At 72.8% G+C, this 18,736-nt stretch carries 15 protein-coding genes; 9 read left to right on the forward strand and 6 right to left on the reverse strand.

From position 1 onward, the window contains the following. Positions 1-193: 193 nt before the first annotated feature. The 3 genes from ACFYP3_RS30490 to ACFYP3_RS30500 are packed head-to-tail and all read left to right on the forward strand — an operon-like array spanning position 194 to position 2,843. Positions 194-874 (forward strand): hypothetical protein, encoded by a 681-nt coding sequence (locus ACFYP3_RS30490; RefSeq protein ID WP_388839464.1) that lies wholly within the window; start codon positions 194-196, stop codon positions 872-874. A gap of 44 nt (positions 875-918) precedes the next feature. Further along, positions 919-1,869 (forward strand): aldo/keto reductase, encoded by a 951-nt coding sequence (locus ACFYP3_RS30495; RefSeq protein ID WP_388839467.1) that lies wholly within the window; start codon positions 919-921, stop codon positions 1,867-1,869. Continuing rightward, positions 1,866-2,843: a D-2-hydroxyacid dehydrogenase family protein gene (locus ACFYP3_RS30500; protein ID WP_388839470.1), complete on the forward strand. Its 978-nt coding sequence runs from the start codon at positions 1,866-1,868 to the stop codon at positions 2,841-2,843. Before ACFYP3_RS30495 ends, ACFYP3_RS30500 begins: the two co-directional genes overlap by 4 nt. 43 nt (positions 2,844-2,886) lie before the next feature. Here ACFYP3_RS30500 and ACFYP3_RS30505 read toward each other — a convergent pair whose 3' ends face one another. Genes ACFYP3_RS30505 through ACFYP3_RS30515 form a run of 3 tightly spaced genes read right to left on the reverse strand, consistent with a single transcriptional unit; the run spans position 2,887 to position 6,673 of the window. After that, on the reverse strand, positions 2,887-3,057 hold the full coding sequence (locus ACFYP3_RS30505; RefSeq protein WP_388839473.1) for a hypothetical protein: 171 nt from the start codon (positions 3,055-3,057) through the stop codon (positions 2,887-2,889). 53 nt (positions 3,058-3,110) lie between these two features. Further along, positions 3,111-3,974, reverse strand: coding sequence for an ABC transporter permease (locus tag ACFYP3_RS30510; protein WP_388839476.1), 864 nt, complete (start codon positions 3,972-3,974; stop codon positions 3,111-3,113). Next, positions 3,971-6,673 carry an alpha/beta fold hydrolase gene (locus ACFYP3_RS30515; RefSeq protein WP_388839479.1) on the reverse strand — a complete coding sequence of 901 codons (2,703 nt, stop codon included), beginning with the start codon at positions 6,671-6,673 and terminating at the stop codon, positions 3,971-3,973. Before ACFYP3_RS30515 ends, ACFYP3_RS30510 begins: the two co-directional genes overlap by 4 nt. 165 nt (positions 6,674-6,838) lie before the next feature. Here ACFYP3_RS30515 and ACFYP3_RS30520 point away from each other — a divergent pair, with 165 nt between their 5' ends. From ACFYP3_RS30520 to ACFYP3_RS30540, 5 genes are all read left to right on the forward strand, one after another. Further along, complete coding sequence (locus ACFYP3_RS30520) at positions 6,839-8,413, forward strand: ATP-dependent DNA ligase (RefSeq protein WP_388839482.1); 1,575 nt, start codon at positions 6,839-6,841, stop codon at positions 8,411-8,413. 66 nt (positions 8,414-8,479) lie between these two features. Continuing rightward, on the forward strand, positions 8,480-9,109 hold the full coding sequence (locus ACFYP3_RS30525; protein ID WP_388839485.1) for a helix-turn-helix domain-containing protein: 630 nt from the start codon (positions 8,480-8,482) through the stop codon (positions 9,107-9,109). 16 nt (positions 9,110-9,125) lie between these two features. Continuing rightward, entirely contained in the window at positions 9,126-9,293 is a 168-nt protein-coding gene (locus tag ACFYP3_RS30530; protein ID WP_388839488.1) for a DUF6126 family protein, read from the forward strand. Between the two features lie 96 nt (positions 9,294-9,389). After that, the gene (locus ACFYP3_RS30535; RefSeq protein WP_388839491.1) at positions 9,390-10,472 is read left to right on the forward strand and encodes a dihydrodipicolinate reductase; all 1,083 of its coding nucleotides are present in this window, start codon (positions 9,390-9,392) and stop codon (positions 10,470-10,472) included. Further along, on the forward strand, positions 10,469-10,948 hold the full coding sequence (locus ACFYP3_RS30540; protein WP_365470454.1) for a carboxymuconolactone decarboxylase family protein: 480 nt from the start codon (positions 10,469-10,471) through the stop codon (positions 10,946-10,948). The genes ACFYP3_RS30535 and ACFYP3_RS30540 overlap by 4 nt, the downstream gene beginning before the upstream one ends. A gap of 97 nt (positions 10,949-11,045) precedes the next feature. Here ACFYP3_RS30540 and ACFYP3_RS30545 read toward each other — a convergent pair whose 3' ends face one another. The 3 genes from ACFYP3_RS30545 to ACFYP3_RS30555 all read right to left on the reverse strand — a co-directional run bounded on the left by ACFYP3_RS30545 (position 11,046) and on the right by ACFYP3_RS30555 (position 14,927). After that, positions 11,046-12,686 (reverse strand): GMC oxidoreductase, encoded by a 1,641-nt coding sequence (locus ACFYP3_RS30545; protein WP_388839494.1) that lies wholly within the window; start codon positions 12,684-12,686, stop codon positions 11,046-11,048. A gap of 87 nt (positions 12,687-12,773) precedes the next feature. Continuing rightward, positions 12,774-13,403 carry a DUF6629 family protein gene (locus tag ACFYP3_RS30550; protein WP_388839497.1) on the reverse strand — a complete coding sequence of 210 codons (630 nt, stop codon included), beginning with the start codon at positions 13,401-13,403 and terminating at the stop codon, positions 12,774-12,776. A 27-nt stretch (positions 13,404-13,430) separates the two neighbouring features. Continuing rightward, positions 13,431-14,927 (reverse strand): MFS transporter, encoded by a 1,497-nt coding sequence (locus ACFYP3_RS30555; RefSeq protein ID WP_388839500.1) that lies wholly within the window; start codon positions 14,925-14,927, stop codon positions 13,431-13,433. A gap of 184 nt (positions 14,928-15,111) precedes the next feature. Between ACFYP3_RS30555 and ACFYP3_RS30560 the strand changes: the two genes are divergently transcribed. Continuing rightward, entirely contained in the window at positions 15,112-18,720 is a 3,609-nt protein-coding gene (locus ACFYP3_RS30560) for a S8 family serine peptidase (RefSeq protein WP_388839502.1), read from the forward strand. The last annotated feature ends 16 nt before the right edge of the window (positions 18,721-18,736 follow it).

Genomic DNA, 18,736 nt, shown 5'->3' on the forward strand with positions numbered 1-18,736 from the left:
CGTTCCCACTCGGAATCACTCAGATCACCCCGCCCCATGCCCACAGCAACGACTCGGGCACGGAGTAGTCACATGATCGGCCGGACAAGTCCTAGCCCCTCAACCCCTCCGGGACGGGGCCGAGGCAACCTACGCGCCCCGATGCCCCTCCTCCCTGACGGAACGGTCAGGCGGGACACGGGGAGTCGGGGACATGAACAACCGCACGAACAGCCGCATGAACAACCGCACGAACAGCCGAAACCACAGCCACATGAACGGTCGCAGCACCCGGAAACGCACGATCGGCCGGGAACGCACCATCGGCCGTACCGTGCCCGCCGTCGCCGTCGTCGTGTGCGCCGCGGCCCTGGCACTCGGGGCGGCGGTCGCGCCGTCCTGGGCGAGCGGGTGGGCCTCCTCGGAACAGGTCGGCCGCGCGGGGGAACTCGTACCGGTGTCGGCCAAGGACGATCCGCAGCACCAGGCGCGCGTTCCCGCGGGGCGGCAGCTGCGCGTGGTCAAGGTGAGCAGCCCGGTCCTGGCGGAGGACTCGGAGGACAACCAGATCGGCTACAACGGCCGGTCCTACCTGGGCTGGGCGCGGATCAAGGCCGACGCGCGGCCCGGCGAGTATCCGCTGTCCGTCACCTTCGACTACGTGAACCCGCTCGACTCCGGCGACACCGCGGGGAGCCGCCCCTACGTCGCCGGAGGCGGCACGATCACCGTCGCGGCCGGGGACGGGGACGGGGACGGCGGGGACGGTGGCGGGGGAGGCCGCTCCGAGGTGTGGGCCCTGGGCGGCGCCGCGGTGGCGGCGCTCGCGACACACGGTGTTCACGTCGTACGGCGCCGACGCCGTACCGGCGCGGGACCCGGCCGCCTAGACTGACGCGTGGTTGATCATGTACCCGACGAGGCTGAGGAACGAAACGCATGCGCTATCTCCCCCTGGGCAGTTCTGGTCTGCAGGTCTCCGCCGTCGGCCTCGGCTGTAACAACTTCGGTGGCCGGCTCGACGCCCAGGCCACCCGCGCCGTGGTCGACGCCGCCCTGGACGCGGGCATCACCCTCCTCGACACCGCCGACATCTACGGCAACGCCGGCGGCTCCGAGACCCACCTCGGGCAGGCCCTCAAGGGCCGCCGCGACCAGGTCGTCCTCGCCACCAAGTTCGGTTACGACGGCGTGGACATGAAGTACGGGCCCGCGGCCGGATCCCGCGGCGGCCGCGCGTACATCCGACGGGCCGTCGAGGAGTCGCTGCGCCGCCTCGACACCGACCACATCGACCTCTTCCAGCTGCACAGCCCCGACCCGGCCACTCCGATCACCGAGACCCTTGCCGCGCTCACCGAGCTCGTCGCCGAGGGCAAGGTCCGCTACATCGGCCCCTCCAACTTCTCCGGCTGGCAGCTCGCCGAAGCCGCCCACGTGGCCCGCGAGACCGGCTCGGTGCCCTTCGTGTCGGCGCAGAACGAGTGGTCGCTGCTGGAGCGTTCGGCCGAGCGCGAGCTGGTCCCGGCCGCCCTGCACTACGGTGTCGGCGTGCTCCCGTACTTCCCGCTGGCCAACGGTCTGCTGACCGGCAAGATCCGCCGAGGCGCGCCCGTACCGGCCGGCTCCCGCCTCGAAGGCCGCGACTCGTACCTCACCGACGAGCGCCTCGACGTGGTCGAGGCGTTGGCCGCGCTCGGCGAGAAGCACGACCGGACCGTCCTCGAACTCGCCATCGGCTGGCTCTCCGCGCAGCCCGGCTGCGCCTCCGTCATCGCGGGAGCCACCTCGGCCGAGCAGGTGCGTGCCAACGCGGCCGTCGCCGACCGCCCGCTCGACGCGGAGCTGCTCGCCGCGATCGACGCCGTCGCCCCGGGCGTCGGCGCGTGACCGGCGGCGGGCGGCGGCCGCTGCGCTGTGCGCTCCTCGACGACTTCCAGGACGTAGGGAGCAGCGCAGCGGACTGGTCGCCGCTCGCCGGCCGCGTCGAAACGGTGAGCTTCACCGACCACACGGACGACGAGGACGTGCTGGCCGAACGGCTGGCCGGTTTCGACATCGTGGTCACCCTGCGCGAACGCGTGCCGTTCCCGGCCTCGCTCCTGGACCGGCTGCCGCGCCTGCGCCTGCTGATCGCGTCCGGCATGCGCAACTCGGTGATCGACTACGTCGCCGCCGCACGCAACGGAGTGACCGTGTGCGGCACCGGCAGCTCGTCCACCCCGCCCGTGGAGCTGACCTGGGCCCTGCTGCTGGGCCTGGCCCGCGGCCTGGTGCCGGAGAGCGTCGCCCTGCGCGACGGCGGTCCCTGGCAGCAGGGGGTCGGCGCGGACCTGCACGGTCGGGGGCTCGGACTGCTCGGCCTCGGCAAGATCGGCAGCCGCGTCGCCCGGGTCGGTCTCGCCTTCGGCATGGACGTGGTGGCCTGGAGCCCGAACCTCACGGAGGAACGGGCACAAGAGGTGGGCGTCGCGCTCGCGCCGTCCAAGGAGGAGCTGCTGGCGGAAAGCGACTTCGTCTCCGTCCACCTCGCCCTCGGCGAGCGCAGCCGGGGTCTGATCGGCGCCGCCGAGCTCGCGCTGATGCGTCCGACGGCCTACCTCGTCAACACCTCGCGCGCGGCCATCGTGGACCAGCAGGCGCTCCTCGACGCCCTGCACGAGGGCCGGATCGCGGGCGCGGGCATCGACGTCTTCGACATCGAGCCGCTGCCGGCCGGACACCCCCTGCGGAGCGCCCCCCGGCTGCTCGCCACCCCGCACCTGGGCTATGTGACGCGGTCCAACTACGCCACGTACTACGGCGAGGCGGTCGAGGACATCCGGGCGTTCCTCGACGGCTCACCCGTGCGCGTACTCGGCTGACAGCCGCCGATCGCCAGCGGAGGGTCAGCGGTCGAGCCGGGCTTCAGCCGACCCCGTGCCGCCTCGCCACCCACAGCGGCATTCCGTGGGTGGTCGGGCGGAGTCGGAACTGCGGCTCCTCGTACGACGGGGGCGGGGTCTGCGCGGCGTGCGGCGGCAGGACGGTGTAGGTGCCCGTCACCCGTCTCCCGGGCTCCAGGGCCGCGGCGCGCACGCCCTGCCGGTGTACCCCGCCCCCTCGTAGGCCGACAAGATCCGAAAGACGACTTAGGACACGATGTCCTTGCGCGCGAATCCGCGGAAGGCGAGGGCGAACAGCACCAGGGCGTACGACACCGAGACCACCGTTCCCTTGATCATCCCGCCCCATTCCAGCTGCGGCTGCAAGGCGTCCGCCCACGCGAACTGCCAGTGCGCCGGCAGGAACTCGCGCCAGGACCCGAGCGCGGTCACGGCGTCCAGCACGTTGCCGACGATCGTCAGGCCGACCGCCCCGCCCACCGCGCCCAGTGGCGCGTCCGTCCGCGTGGACAGCCAGAACGCCAGCCCCGCCGTCACCAGCTGCGAGACGAACACGAAGGCCACCGCCAGGGCGAGCCGGGGCACGGTGTCCGCGACCGCCAGCGCCCCGCCGGTCGGGAGCTTGAGCGGCCCCCACCCGTAGGCGGCCGTGCCCGCCGCCAGGGCCACCACCGGCAGCAGCACCATCGCCGCCAGGCTGAAGCCCAGCGCCACCACGAGCTTGCTCCACAGCAGCCGCGTCCGCGGTACCGGCGAGGCCAGCAGGTAGCGCAGTGAGGACCAGCTCGCCTCCGAGGCCACCGTGTCCCCGCAGAACAGCGCCACCGGCACCACCAGCAGGAACCCGGCCGAGACGAACAGACAGGTCGCGGCGAAGTTCGCGCCCGAGGCCGTGGCCGTGTCGATCAGGGTGACCCGGCCGTTGCCGCCGTCCCGGCTGCCCGGACCGCCACCCACCGCGAACGCGATCATCAGGATGAACGGCAGCGCGGCCAGCACCCCGCCCATCACCAGCGTCCGCCGCCGGCGCCACTGCCGCAGCGCTTCGACGCGCAGCGGCAGCGTACGGCTCGCCCGGTAGCCCGGGGCCACCTCCTGTACGGCACTCACGCCGGACCTCCGATCAGGGTGAGGAACGCGTCCTCCAGTCGCCGGTGCGGTCCCACTCCGGTGACCGGCACCTCCAGCCGTACGAGTTCGGCGATCAGCCCGGCGGCCGTCGCGCCGTCGAGCCGCACGAGCAGCCCGTCGTCGGCCGCCACCACGGAACCCACTCCCTCCAGCGCCGCCACCTTCTCCAGGCCCACCGCGTCCACCGGCTCCGCCAGCGTCACGAGCAGCGCGTCCCCGCCACCGGTGATCTCGGCGACCCGGCCCGCCGCGACCCGCTGTCCGCGGTCCATGACCACCAGGTGCGTACAGGACTGCTCCACCTCGGACAGCAGGTGGCTGGAGACGATGACCGTCCGTCCGCCGGCGGCGTAGCGGATCATCACGTCCCGCATCTCGCGGATCTGCGGCGGGTCCAGACCGTTCGTCGGCTCGTCGAGGATCAGCAGGTCCGGCATGCCGAGCATGGCCTGCGCGATCGCGAGGCGCTGGCGCATGCCCTGCGAGTACGTGCGCACCGCGCGCTCCAGCGCGTCGCCCAGTCCCGCGATCTCCAGCGCCTCCGCCATGTGCGAGTCCTCGGCCGGCCGGCCGGTGGCCTGCCAGTACAGCTCCAGGTTGGCGCGGCCGGTCAGGTGCGGAAGGAACCCCGCGCCCTCCACGAACGCCCCGACCCGCGACAGCACCGGAGCGCCGGGCCGCACCGCGTGCCCGAACACCCGGATCTCGCCGGCGTCCGGCGTGATCAGCCCCATCAGCATGCGCAGGGTGGTGGTCTTGCCGGCGCCGTTGGGCCCGAGCAGCCCCAGTACCTGCCCCTTCTCCACCCGGAACGACAGGTCCCGTACCGCGTACCGGTCCTGCGCCTTCGCGTACCGCTTCGTCAGTCCGGTGATCTCCAGGGGTACGTCGGCCAGGGCCGGGTCCGGTTGCGCCGGGCCCGGCCGCGTCCCCGCGGTCCCGCGGCCGGTCCTGCGGATGCCGAGCAGTCCCACGGCCAGTGCCGCCGCGCCCAGCGGCAGCCACCAGGTCCAGGCGGGCAGCCCGGCCGCAGCCGTCCGCACCCCGGTCGCGACCGGAACGGCCAGCGGGCCCTCCACCGACACCGTGTAGGCGGCGGGCGCGGCCGGCGTGGCGTAGCCGAGGTCGGTGGCGGCGACCACGAGCCGCAGCCGGTGTCCGGCCACGGTGGAGTGGTCGATCGCGGGCAGGTCCAGCCGCACGCTCACGCCCTGCTGGGCGTTCTCCACCCGCACCGGGGCGACCAGCTGGTTGGGCAGTACCTGCTGCTGTCCGTCGGGCCCCACGTCGTACACCTTGCCGAAGAGGACGGCCGATCCGTCGGCGGCTGTCGACCTCACGTTCAGGGTTACGGTCGGGGTTCCGGTGATCCGTACGTCCTCGGTCAGCGGAGCCGACTCGAACCGGGCGTTCTGCCCGGGGAAGTCCAGGGAGAACCCGGCCCCGAGGGCGGCGAGCTGCCCGCCGATGCCGGGCAGTGAGGACAGGGCCGGAGGCGCGCCGCCCGCCGGATTGGCGAAGGTCTGCTCGCGTCCCGTCAGGGCGAACTGCCGCGGGCCGGAAACCAGCCCGGGGTACGTGTCGCCGCTCGCGCCGCGCAGGGTGACCTCGCCGTCGGTGGAATCGATGCCGCCGGAGCGCGAGACCCGGAAGGCCGGGCCGGTGTCCGCGGTCTCGTCCCCCTTCAGGTGCCGGTCGAACCAGGCCGCCACCCGGTCCTCGACCCGGTCCGCCTCGCGCATGCCGCCGTCGTGCCCGCCGGCCGCCCAGTCCACGGAGACGGGGGCCCCGTTCGCCGCGATGGCCCGGGCCATCGCGTCGGCCTGGCTCAGCGGGAAGAGGGAGTCGTCCTGGCCCTGCACGATGAGGGTCGGCACCTTGATCCGGTCGCCCACGGCCGAGGGGCTCCGCCGCTCCAGCAGGGCGCGCGCCTCGGGGTCGGGCTTCCCGGCCACCGCGACGCGCTCGTACATCGCGCACAGCTCCGGCTCGAAGCGTCCGCAGCCGGGGGCGGCCGACGGATCCGGCCGCCCGGGTCGGGCCTGCTGCATCCCGCCGGCCGAGCCGGTGGTGAAGAAGATGCCGGACCACAGCTTCTTGAAGACGCCGTTCGGGAAGAGGGAGTCCGCGAGGTTCCAGTAGGTGATCTGCGGGGCGATCGCGTCCACCCGCCGGTCGTACCCCGCGGCGAGCAGCGCGATCGCCCCGCCGTACGAGGCCCCCGCCACGCCGACGCGCGGATCGCCGTCCGCGTCGAGCCGCACCTCGGGCCGGGCCGCGAGCCAGTCGACGAGCCGGGAGACGTCCTTGACCTCGTGGTCGGGGTCGTTCAGCCCGATCCGGCCGCCGGAACCGCCGAAGCCGCGAGCCGACCACGTCATGACGGCGTAGCCGTCCCGGGCCAGCCGTTCGGCCTGCGCGCGCACGTCGTCCTTGCTGCCGCCGAAACCGTGCCCGAGCAGCACGGCGGGACGTTTCCCCACGCCGCCGCCCGCAGTGAAGTAGGAGGTGTCGATGGCGGCGCCGGGCATCTCCAGGACCTGGTCCTGACGGTGCACGGCCGGAGCGTCACCGGCCGCCGACGTGGCCGTCCAGGTGCCGGCGCCCGCCACGACGGCGAGCGCGGCGGCGCCCGCGAGGAGGCGGTCGCGGCGGCGCCGGGGCATTCGGAGCTTCATAGGGGAACCCTAAACGGACGGTCCCCGGCGTCCGAGCACCCACAGGCGTAACCCCAGCCCTTCTCAAGGACCATGCCGCGCCCCGGGCGTACCGCACCTGCTGTATGCGCCCCCGACCTGCGCCCCCGACCTGCGCGGCTGGTCCCGGGGCGGGAGGATGGCCGCATGTTGCTGTCCGAGGTCGCGCGCGTGTCCCGGGAGGTCGCCGAGACCGCCGCCCGCTCCCGCAAGACCGCCCTGCTCGCGGAGCTCTTCGCCGCCGCGCCGCCCGACGAGGCCGCTCTGGTGATCTCCTACCTCTCCGGGCGCCTCCCGCAGGGCCGCCCGGGCATCGGGTGGCGCGCCCTGGCCCCCGAGACGGCACCGGCGTCGGAGCCCACCCTGACCGTCCGCGCCGTCGACGCGGCGGTCTCCGAACTCGCCGCCGTCGCGGGCCCCGGCGCCCAGGCGGAGCGGCGCCGGATCGTCGAGACCCTGCTGGGCGCGGCCACCGGCGCCGAGCAGGTGTTCCTGCGCAGCCTGCTGTCCGGCGAGGTCCGCCAGGGCGCGCTGGACGCGGTGGCCCTGGAGGGCGTGGCCGCGGCCGCCGGAGTACCCGCCGCCGAACTGCGCCGGGCGGTGATGCTGGACGGCTCGCTGCCCCGGGTGGCGGCCGCGGTGCTCGCCGAAGGAGCGCAGGCCCTGCGTGCTGTCACGCTGCGCGTCGGCCGGCCCGTACAGCCGATGCTGGCGGGCACGGCCCCCTCGGTCGCCGAGGCGCTGGCCGCCCTCGGGCCGTGCGCGGTGGAGGAGAAGCTCGACGGGATCCGCGTGCAGGTCCACCGGGACGGCGACGACGTACGGGTGTACACGCGCTCCCTGGACGAGATCACCGGCCGGCTCCCGGAGGTGGCGGAACTGGCCCGGTCGCTGCCGGGCGAGCGCTTCATCCTCGACGGGGAGGTCATCGGCCGCGCGGCGGACGGCCGGCCCGTCCCCTTCCAGGAGATCGCGAGCCGGGTCGGCTCCCGCGTCGACGTCGAGGCCGCACGGCGGACCCTCCCGGTCGTCCCCGTCTTCTTCGACGTCCTGGCCGTCGGCGAGGACGTCCTCCTCGACCTCCCGGTGCGGGAGCGGTACGCGGCCCTGGCCGCCCTCGTGCCCGAGAGCGCCCGCGTCCGGCGCCTCACCGTGGAGGACCCGGACGCGCAGCGGGCCGAGGCCGAGGAGTTCTCGGCCGAGACCCTGCGCCGCGGCCACGAGGGGGTCGTGGTCAAGGCACTGGACTCGGCCTACGCGGCCGGCCGCCGCGGCAGGTACTGGCTGAAGGTGAAGCCGGTGCACACCCTGGACCTGGTGATCCTCGCCGCCGAATGGGGCCACGGGCGGCGCACCGGACTGCTCTCGAACCTGCACCTCGGAGCGCGGGCCGCCGACGGCACCTACGCCATGCTCGGCAAGACCTTCAAAGGCCTCACGGACGAGATGCTGCGCTGGCAGACCGAGGAGCTGCGCGCGCTCGCCACTTCCGACGACGGCTTCACGGTGCGGGTACGGCCCGAACTGGTGGTGGAGATCGCCTACGACGGGTTGCAGCGCTCCCCGCGCTACCCGGCCGGGGTGGCGCTGCGGTTCGCGCGCGTGCTGAGGCACCGCCCGGACAAGGACGCGGAGCAGGCCGATACCGTGGAGACGGTGCTCGGTGGGGCGACCGGAACCGGGCCGACGCCCGCGCAGAGCGAGGACCAGGCCGCGCCGTGACGAGAGCGCCTTGCCTCAGAGGCAAGGCGAATTGCCAGAAAGGCAAAGCTCTGGCTGAATCGAAGCATGAACCCCGGTCCCGCCCCCGGCCCCGAAGACGCGGCCGACGAGCTGCCCGCCGTGGCCCCGCAACTGCGCGAGCTGCGCCGCCGCGCCGGCCTCACCCTGGAGGCCGCCGCCGCCCGGGCCCGGCTCTCGCCCGCGCACCTGTCCCGCCTGGAGACCGGCCGGCGCCAGCCCTCGCTGCCGCTCCTGCTCGGGCTCGCCCGCACCTACGGGACGACCGTCTCCGAGCTGCTCGGCGAGACCCCGGCCGTCGCCGATCCCATCGTACGGGCCGGCGGTCCCGGCGCCCGCGAGGCCGACGGCTGGACGTACTGGCAGGCGGGCGGCTCCGGCCGCGGCATGCAGGCCCTGCGGGTGCACGTCCCGCACGGCCGCAGTCAGGGCGAGCTGGTCCGCGTACATCCCGGCGAGGAATGGCTGTACGTCCTGGACGGGCGGCTGCGGCTGCACCTGGGGGACGCCGAGCACCTGCTGGAACCGGGGGACAGCGCGCACTTCGACTCGCTCACTCCGCACCGGATCGGCGCGGCCTCCTCCGGGGGCGCCGACCTGCTGTTCGTCCACACCCTGCTGCAGAGCAGCCTCGCCGGGCTGTGCCTCGGCGGGACCTCCACCACGCACCACCGATAGCCGAGGAGCCGTACCCATGTCGCCAGGAGAGAACCCCGGCACGGACCCCGTCACCGTACGGGCGCGCATCGAGGCCAAGTTCCCGCGCGGTCTGGTGATCCGGCTGATCGCCTACTTGTTCGTCGGCCACCTCTTCGCCTTCTTCGTCTACCTCCTCTTCGTCCTGGGGGCCCAGAACCAGTAGCCCGCCGGGGCGAGCGGGCACGGGCGGCGACCGGGCGCGGCGAGACGGCGCCGCGCGGCTCTAGGAAGTTGCAGGTCCTGTGGCTACCCTCCGCGCATGATTTCCACGGTTGTCTGGGGTACCGGCAACGTCGGCCGTCTGGCCATCCGCGCCGTCGAGGCCCATCCCGCGCTGAAACTCTCCGCCGTCATCGTCCACGATCCGGCCAAGGTCGGCCGCGACGCGGGCGAACTCGGCGGCCTCGACCACCTCTTGGGGGTCGCGGCCACCGACGACATCGAGGCCGTCCTGGCCGCCCGCCCCCGGGCCGTGGTGTACGCCGCGTCCGGGGACGTCCGGCCCGACGACGCCCTCGCCGACATCACCCGGGCCATCGGGTCCGGGGCCGTCGTCGTCAGCCCCGCCCTCTATCCGCTCTACGACCACCGCAGCGCCCCACCGGAGTTCCGCGATCCGGTGCTCGCCGCCATCGCGGAGGGCGGCGGCTCGCTCTTCGCCTCCGGAGTCGACCCCGGCTGGGGCAACGACGTGCTCCCGCTCCTGCTCAGCGGGCTCGGCACCACCATCGACGTCATCCGCTGCCAGGAGATCTTCGACTACTCCACCTACGACCAGCCGGACTCCGTCCGCCACCTCGTCGGCATGGGCCACCCCATGGACTACGAGCCGATGATGCTCATGCCCTCGATCCCGACCATGGTGTGGGGCGGGCAGATACGGATGATGGCCCGGGCCCTCGGCGTCGAACTCGACGAGATCCGCGAGACGTCGGAGCGCCGCGCCCTCGACACCACCGTGACCACCCGCACCATGGGCGACTTCGAGGCCGGCACCCAGGGCGCCATCCGCTTCGAGGTGCAGGGCATCGTCGAGGGCGAGCCCCGCATCGTCATCGAGCACGTCACCCGCATCCACGCCTCGTGCGCACCGGACTGGCCCGCGCCGCCCGACGGCGGCGACGGCGCCCACCGCGTCGTCATCGAGGGCCGACCGCGCATCGAGGTCACGATCGAGGCCACCGACGAGGGCGAGAACCGCTCGGCCGGCGGCAACGCCACCGCCGTCGGCCGCCTCGTCGGTGCCATCGACTGGCTCGCCGCGGCGGAGCCCGGACTCTACGACGCCCTCGACATCCCGCTGCGCCCCGCCACCGGCAGACTCGGAAGGAAGAAGTCATGAGGATCGACATCCCCGAAGGGCAGCACCCGATCGAGTACGTGTGGGGCGACATGGTCCCCGGCATCGGCATGGCCGCCGCGAACTTCTCGCTGTCGGTGTACGCCCACACCACCCTGGGGCTGCGCGAGTTCGAGGCGGCCCGGCTGCGCGTCGCGCAGATCAACGGCTGCGTCTTCTGCCTGGACTGGCGCACCGAGCGGGACGGGGAGAAGGTCGAGGAGGAGTTCTCCGAGGCCGTCACCGAGTGGCGCACCACCGACCGGTTCGACGAGCGCACCCGGCTGGCGGCGGAGTACGCCGAGCGGTACACCCTGGACCACCACGGCCTCGACGACGAGTTCTGGGACCGGATGACCGCGCACTACAGCCAGTTGGAGATCGTGGAGCTGACGATGAGCATCGGGTCCTGGCTGGCCTTCGGCCGGCTCAATCACGTGCTCGGCCTCGACAGCGTGTGCGTGCTGCCCGGGCACTGAGCGGAGCCGCGCCGCTCCGAGCGGCGCGCAACGGGGTGTGACAAGGGGCCGTTCGGTGAATCCGAACGGCCCCGGCCGCTGGGGGGAGGACGCGGCCCTACCGGAGGTCGGTTGCGATGATCTTCTCGATGTTGCGCTCGGCGAGTGCCGTGATCGTGACGAACGGGTTGACGCTGGTGTTTCCGGGGATCAGCGCTCCGTCGATCACGTACAGGCCGGTGTAGCCGTGCAGGCGGCCGTAGTTGTCGGTGGCCCTGTTCAGGACGGCGCCACCGAGGGGGTGGTAGGTGAGGGTGTCGTTCCAGATCTTGTTGCCGCCGAACAGGTCGCTCCGGTAGATCGTCCCCTCCTTCGAGTTGATCTTGTCGAAGATCGTCTTGGCCATGCTGATCGAGGGCTGCTTCCAGGCGGTCTGCCAGTTGAGGTCCGCGGTGCCCGTCGCGGCGTTCCAGGTGAACTCGGCGCGGTTCGGGTTCTTCGTGATCGACAGGTAGAAGGAGGCGTAGGTCTCGATCCCGGTGGGGAGCGGAGCGACCTCGGCGAAGGCGCCGCCGGCGTCCCAGTTGTCGATGCCGGAGCACGGGATGGTCGACTGGAGCTTGCCCGTCGGGTCCCACATGTGGTTGGCGCGGCCGCACATGACGTTGCCGTTGTCGCCCCAGCCCTTGCCCACCTCGTTGTTGAGGTTCGGCAGCGCCCCGGTGGCCTTCAGCTTGACCAGGAGCTTGCTGGTGCCGACGCTGCCGGCCGCGAAGAACACCCGGTCCGCCGTCACCGTCTTGGTGACCACGGTGTCGCCGGTGGTGTTGATCTGGTCGATGGTGACCGTGTAGCCGCCGCCCGCGGCGGGGGAGACGGAGGTGACCTTGTGCAGCGCCGAGATGGTGACCTTGCCGGTCGCCCTGGCCTGGGCGAGGTACGTCTGCACCAGCGACTTCTTGCCGTGGTTGTTGCCGTAGAGGATCTCGCCGGCCAGGGCGGACTTGGTGGCGGTGCCGGCGGCCTCCCGCTTCATGTAGTCCCAGTCGTACACGTCGGGTACGAAGGTCCAGGCGAATCCGGAGCGCTGGGCGTGCTTGCGGCCGACGCGGGAGAACTGGTAGCAGTCCGCCGTGTCGAACCACGCCGGGTCGATCATGCCCACCCCGAGACCGGCGTTGGCCCGGGGGTAGTAGGTCGCGTACATCTCGTCGGCGTCCACCGAGGGGAGGACGGCGGCGAAGTTGGCGCGCTTGGGCGTGACCGCCATGCCTCCGTTGACCAGCGAACCGCCGCCCACGCCGCGGCCCTGGTAGACCGTGATGCCGGCGAAGTCCTCGGCGTCGAGGATTCCGGTGTACTTGGGGACGTCCTTGTCGATGGGGAATCCGAGGAAGTTGCTGAGCGGCGCCTTGGTCCGGGTGCGGAGCCAGAAGGACCGGTAGTCCGGGCTGGTAACCGTCGGGAAGACCTTCCCGTCCGAGCCGGGGGTGTCCCAGGACATGCCCATCTCGATCATCTGTACGTCCACGCCGGCCTGCGCGAGGCGCAGCGCCGCGACCGAGCCGCCGTATCCGGTGCCGATGACCAGGGCCGGTACCCGGGCGCCGTCGGAGATCGGGGCGGCCGCGGGAGCGGCCTGGGCCGGGGTGATGCGGCCCGCCAAGGCCACAGCCCCCAAAATAGAACCAGTTCTACCGATGAATCCACGACGGGAAATGCCCTTGGGGCCATTTCCGGGCAGGGTTTTGTCACTCATGTGATGTTCCTCACTCTCGGTGGAATGGGAACGAGTTCTACTGTCGCGTGCATGCGAAGTCACTACATACGTCTAGGTAACTTTCGGTCAGCGTGTGGCCGCGGAGGGAGGTTTCCGGCGCCGTACCCAGCCCAGGACGAGCGCGGACGCGACCGCGGCGAAGGCACACCACGTGGAGGCGAATTCCAGCCGCCACAGCGCTGAGCAGGCCGCCGCCCCGGCGGCCAGCACCGCGCCGAGGGTCCGCAGCCGCCGGTCCCCGGCGAGTAGCAGGGCGCCGAGCGTGGCGAACAGGTAGCCCGCCAGGACGAGCGGCATCCACGGAACATTCACGCCGTAGCCGAGGGTGCGGCCCCGGATCTCGGCGGTCACGGGCCGGGTCGCGAGGCAGTACGCGAGCACCGCGGCGGCGGCGAGACCCACGGCCACCGGCGCCCACAGGCGCCGCCGCGTCCCGGGCGGGGCCGCGAGCAGCACCCCCACCGGCACCCAGACCGGCAGCAGCGGCAGGGCGATCGCCGCCCAGGCCGTGGCGGCCGCGGAGCAGCCGCCGCCGGAACTCCAGACGGCGGCCTCCACCAGCTGGTGCGCGCCCAGCAGCAGCGGCAGCGCGGCGATCGGCAGATCGCGGACCCGCCGCACGCGCGCCACGCACACGACTCCGACGGCGGCGATGACCGTGCCCGCCACCAGATCGGCCGTCGCGCTCCAGCACACGGGAATCAGCCGGACCCGACCCGGAAGTCAGTCAAGTCCGCGCTTCCCCTCCTGGGGGGCTTCGAGCGGCGGGGCCGTCACCGCGCAGTACGTATGGCACTCCGGGTGGCACGCCTCGGTGCGCGCGGGGGAGCGTACGGTCGCCCAGGACACGACGGCGCCGGCCACGAACGCCCCGGTGCACCAGAGCATGGCCCGCCCGAAAGCCGCGTCGAACTGGGTCGCCGAGCGGTACGACTCCGGTCCCATCCCGGACAGCAGCGGCAGCGCCGCCACCGCGAGCAGCCCGGCGACGCGCGCGGCCGCGTTGTTGATGCCGCTGGCCAGGCCGGCCCGGCCGGGGTCCACCGAGGCCAGCACGGTCGACGTCAGCGGGGCCACGAGCGCCACCAGGCCCATGCCCATCACGACCATCGCGGGCAGCACGTCCCGTACGTACGAGGCCCCGGGCCCCACCCGCAGCATCAGCAGCGTCCCGGCCGCGCACAGCAGCGGCCCCACCGTGAGCGGTACGCGCGGTCCGATCCGCTCCCCGAGCTCACCCGAGCGGGCCGACAGGAGGAGCATCAGGAGGGTCGTCGGCAGCATGGAGGCCCCGGCGGCCAGCGCAGAGTACCCGGAGACCACCTGGAGCTGGAGCACCGCGAGGAAGAAGAACCCGCCGATGGCCCCGTACACGCACAGCGTGACGAGGTTGACCGCGGTGAACTGCCGGGACGCGAAGATGTCCGGCGGCACCATCGGGTCGGCCCGCCGCCGCTCCACGTAGACGAAGGCGACGGCCAGCAGGACCCCGAGCACCGCCGCGACGGCCACCGCCGCCGTGCCCGACCGGGCTTCGATCAGCGCGTAGGTGACCAGCCCCAGGGCCGTCGCACCGAGCACCGCCCCGGCCACGTCGAACCGACCGTGCGCCTGCGGGTCGCGGGACTCCGGTACGTGCCGCAGCGCGACCGGCACGCACACGGCGGCCAACGGCACGTTCAACAGGAACACCCACCGCCAGCCCGGCCCGTCCACCAGCCAGCCGCCGAGGAACGGCCCCACGGCCGCGCCCACCCCGCCGAACCCCGACCACAGGCCGATCGCCCGCCCCCGGTCCTCGGCCCGGATCGACGCCTGGATCAGGGCCAGGGAGCCGGGCGCCAACAGTGCCCCGCCGATGCCCTGCAGGGCCCGGGAGGCGATCAGCACCCCGGCGTTCGGCGCGATCCCGCACAGCAGCGAGCCCACCGCGAACCACACCACGCCGAGGACGAAGATCCGGCGCCGCCCGAAGCGGTCGCTCAGCGACCCGCCGACCAGGATCAGCCCGGCCAGGGTCAGCAGATAGGCGTTCACCGTCCACTGGAGCACCGCCAGATCCGCGTCGAGGTCCTCCCCGATGCGCGGCAGCGCCACGTTCACCACGGTCCCGTCCAGCATGGCCATGGTCGACCCGAGCACCGTGGTCAGCAGGATCCACCGGCCGCGCGCGGACGCGACCGGGACACCGGCTCCGGACGGCTCGGCGGGCGCAGTCATGTCTTCAGGCTGGCCCGCGCGGCCGGGAAGGGCCACCGGGAGCGCTTCGCCCGGGGCCGGGGACGGCTCGATCCGGCTCAATAGGCCCTCTTGTAATGGACATGACCTCTACTTCACCATGACCCGCGCACGTCACGCGCACCCTTCCCGCACAACCCGCACACGGCGTACGAGGAGACAACACGTGGCCCAACGCGACAACCGGTCCTCACGAGCCTTAAGGCCCACAAGGTCGACAAGGCCCGCGCGGTCCTTACGCACGGCGCTCGCCGCCCTCACCTCGGTCCTGCTCCTCCCGCTCGGCGCGGGCGTCGCCGCGGCGGCTCAGGACCCCGGACCCGGCGCGCCGGGCGCGGCCGAGCGCAAGATCGAACCCAAGCTCCGCGCCCAGCTCGACGGCTCGGCCAAGGCCGTCTTCTGGGTGTACCTCGACAGTGCCGCCGACCTGACCGCCGCGGGGAAGCAGCAGACCCGCGCCGCCAAGGCCGAAACGGTTCTGCGGACCAAGCGTGACCACGCCGCGCGCAGCCAGGCCGGCATCGTCAAGGCCCTGGAAGGCGCCCAGGCCGAGTACACCTCGTACTGGATCGTGAACGCCGTCCGCGTCGTCGGCAGCGAGAAGCTCGCCGGAGCCCTGGCGCAGCGTCCCGAGGTCGCCCGGATCGACGCCGACGACAAGGTCGAGCTCCCCAAGCCCGCCGAGGGCAAGCGGGAGAAGGCCGCCGCCGACGCCGTCGAGTGGAACATCGACCGGATCAAGGCCCCGCAGGTCTGGGACCAGCTCGGGATCCGCGGCGAGGGCATCGTCGTCGCCAACATCGACAGCGGCGTGGACTACACCCATCCGGCCGTGAACAACCAGTACCGCGGCAAGAAGGCGGACGGTTCGTACGACCACGCCTACAACTGGTTCGACCCGGCGGGCGTCTGCTCCACCGCGGCCCCCTGCGACAACAACGACCACGGCACCCACACCATGGGCACCATGGTCGGCGACGACGGCGGCGCCAACAAGATCGGCGTGGCCCCCGGCGCCAAGTGGATCGCGGCCAAGGGCTGCGAGTCCAACTCCTGCTCCGAGGCCTCCCTGCTCGCCTCGGGCCAGTGGATCGTGGCCCCGACCGACCTCAACGGCCAGAACCCCCGGCCCGACCTCGCCCCGCACATCGTCAACAACTCCTGGGGCGGCAGCGGCGGCGACACCTGGTACCAGGAGATCGTCAACACCTGGCGGGCCGCCGGGATCTTCCCGGCCTTCTCCAACGGAAACGCCGGCCCGGGCTGCACCACCAGCGGCTCCCCGGGGGACTACGCGAGCTCCTACAGCTCCGGCGCCTTCGACATCAACAACGCGATCGCCTCCTTCTCCTCGCGCGGCGCGGGCCCCGGCGGCATCATCAAGCCGAACATCGCCGCCCCGGGCGTGAACGTCCGCTCCTCCGTACCCGGCGGCGGGTACGAGGCCTTCTCCGGCACCTCCATGGCCTCCCCGCACACCGCGGCCGCCGTGGCCCTGCTCTGGTCCGCCGCGCCCACCCTCGAAGGTGACGTCGCGCAGACCGAATCGCTCCTGGACGGCACCGCCCAGGACACCGACAGCAGCCAGTGCGGCGGCACGCCCGCCGACAACAACGTCTTCGGCGAGGGCAAGCTCGACGTCCTCGCCGCCGTGAACGCCGCCCCGCGCGGGGCGATCGGCGCCCTCGGCGGCGTCGTCCGCTCCGGTGACCAGCCGCTCGCGGGCGTGAAGATCACCGCTGACGGCCCGATCGACCGCACCGCGACCACGGCCGCCGACGGCAGCTACGCCTTCCCGTCCCTCTCGGTGGGCGACTACACGCTGACCGCCGCCAAGTTCGGCTACGGGCAGCAGACCGCGACGGCCACGGTGACCGAGAACGCCACCGCCACCGGCGACTTCACGCTCACCCAGGCACCCTCCGGCAAGCTCACCGGCACCGTCTCCTCGGCCGCCGGACCCGCCGCCGGCGCCGCCGTCTCCATCGCGGACACCCCGGTGACCGCGACCGCCGACGCGCAGGGCCGCTTCGAGGTCACGCTGCCGCACGGCACGTACGACGTGAACGCCACCCACGCCTCCCGCTGTGTCACCGGCGGTACCGCGAAGGTCACCGTCGCCGGCGACGCCACCGTCGCGGTGAACCTCCCCGAGCGCACCGACGGATACGGCTACGCCTGCGCCACCGCCGGCGACCGCCCGTACACCGAGGGGAGCCGGCAGCTCGCGCTGACCGGTGACAACACCACCGAGCGCGTCGACCTGCCGTTCCCGCTGCCGCTGTACGGCAAGACGTACGGCCAGGCCTGGATCGGCACGAACGGCACGGTCAGCTTCGGCGGCAACAACACCGGTGACATCAACGGGGACATCCCGAGCACGGCCACGCCCAACGCGGCCCTGTACCCCTTCTGGGACGACCTGGTCGTCGGCGCGGCGGGCAGCGGCTCGGGCGTCTTCACCGGCGTCACCGGGACCGCCCCGCACCGCAGTTACGTGATCGAGTGGCGGCAGGTGTCCCACTGGTCCGCGCAGGCCGACAAGTTCTCCTTCTCGGCGGCGATCGGCGAGGACGGCACCGTCTCGTACTCCTACAAGGGGACCGGCGGCACCGGCATCAAGGGCGGCTCCACGGCCACCGTCGGCGTCGAGAACGCCGCCGGCACCGACGCCTTCAAGTACTCCTTCAACACCGCGGTCATCACGGACGGCCTGTCCATCGCCTTCCGGACCACCAAGAGCGGTGTGGTCGCGGGCCGGGTGCTCGACGCCAACGACGGCAACGGCATCGCGGGCGCCACGGTCACCGTCGGCACCGGTGACACGGCGGTGTCGGCGACCACGGCGGCGGACGGCGGATACGTCGTCCAGAGCCCGTCGGGCTCGCTCCCCGTCTCGCTGGCGGCGCCCCGGTACGAGTCCGCCACGGCGACGGTGAGCGTCAAGGCCGCCGACGTCACGGCGGTGACACAGTCCCTGCGCACCGGCAAGGTGACGGCGTCCAAGCCGTCCGTGGAGATCGTGCTCCCGGCCAACCAGAAGCGGACGCGCACGCTGGAGCTGACCAACTTGGGCCTCGGCACCGCGTTCACCGTCTCCGAGGACGCGGCCTGGCTGACGGCCACGCCGGCCGGCGGTGACCTCCCGACGGGCGGGAAGATCCCGCTCACCCTGTCGGTGGACACCACCGGGCTCACCCCGGGGACGGTCCTCGCCGCGGACCTGAAGATCACCTCGGCGAGCGGCCGGACCCCGGTCCTCACCGTCCCCGTCAAGGCTGTCGTCCCGCGCTACCAGGTCTCCCTGGACGCGGGCTCCACCGGCGCGAGCACGGACAGCCTCGGTGACGCCTGGTCCCCGGACCGCAAGTACACGGCCGGCTCGTACGGCTACCAGGGCAACGGCTCGGTGGAGTCCACCACCCGCACCATCGCGGGCACGGACGAGCAGCGGCTCTTCCGCAACGCCCGTGAGGGCATGTACGAGTACCGCTTCGACAACGTGCCGAACGGCACCTACACGGTGGAGCTGGGCTTCGCGGAGCTCTCCTCCACCAAGCCCAACAAGCGCGTCTTCGACGTCCTGGCCGAGGGCACCCAGGTCCTGCCCTCCCTGGACATCTCCCTGGAGGCGGGCACGTACAAGGCCCTGACCCGGCAGTACACGGTCACGGTCACGGACGGGGTGCTCAACATCCGGTTCGTCACGCACAGCGGATTCGGCAAGCCCCTGCTGAACAGCCTGCGCGTGACCGATCGCCCGGACAAGAGCTGACGCCCTGAGGGGCGGG

The sequence above is a fragment of the Streptomyces sp. NPDC005533 genome (assembly GCF_042871845.1).
Taxonomy (GTDB): Bacteria; Actinomycetota; Actinomycetes; order Streptomycetales; family Streptomycetaceae; genus Streptomyces.

Coding starts and splice junctions, on each gene's coding strand:
- ACFYP3_RS30540 (WP_365470454.1), top strand. CDS start 10,469: ATGAGGATCGACATCCCCGAAGGGCAGCACCCGATCGAGTACGTGTGG.
- ACFYP3_RS30495 (WP_388839467.1), top strand. CDS start 919: ATGCGCTATCTCCCCCTGGGCAGTTCTGGTCTGCAGGTCTCCGCCGTC.
- ACFYP3_RS30530 (WP_388839488.1), top strand. CDS start 9,126: ATGTCGCCAGGAGAGAACCCCGGCACGGACCCCGTCACCGTACGGGCG.
- ACFYP3_RS30555 (WP_388839500.1), bottom strand. CDS start 14,927: ATGACTGCGCCCGCCGAGCCGTCCGGAGCCGGTGTCCCGGTCGCGTCC.
- ACFYP3_RS30525 (WP_388839485.1), top strand. CDS start 8,480: ATGAACCCCGGTCCCGCCCCCGGCCCCGAAGACGCGGCCGACGAGCTG.
- ACFYP3_RS30490 (WP_388839464.1), top strand. CDS start 194: ATGAACAACCGCACGAACAGCCGCATGAACAACCGCACGAACAGCCGA.
- ACFYP3_RS30545 (WP_388839494.1), bottom strand. CDS start 12,686: ATGAGTGACAAAACCCTGCCCGGAAATGGCCCCAAGGGCATTTCCCGT.
- ACFYP3_RS30515 (WP_388839479.1), bottom strand. CDS start 6,673: ATGAAGCTCCGAATGCCCCGGCGCCGCCGCGACCGCCTCCTCGCGGGC.
- ACFYP3_RS30520 (WP_388839482.1), top strand. CDS start 6,839: ATGTTGCTGTCCGAGGTCGCGCGCGTGTCCCGGGAGGTCGCCGAGACC.
- ACFYP3_RS30535 (WP_388839491.1), top strand. CDS start 9,390: ATGATTTCCACGGTTGTCTGGGGTACCGGCAACGTCGGCCGTCTGGCC.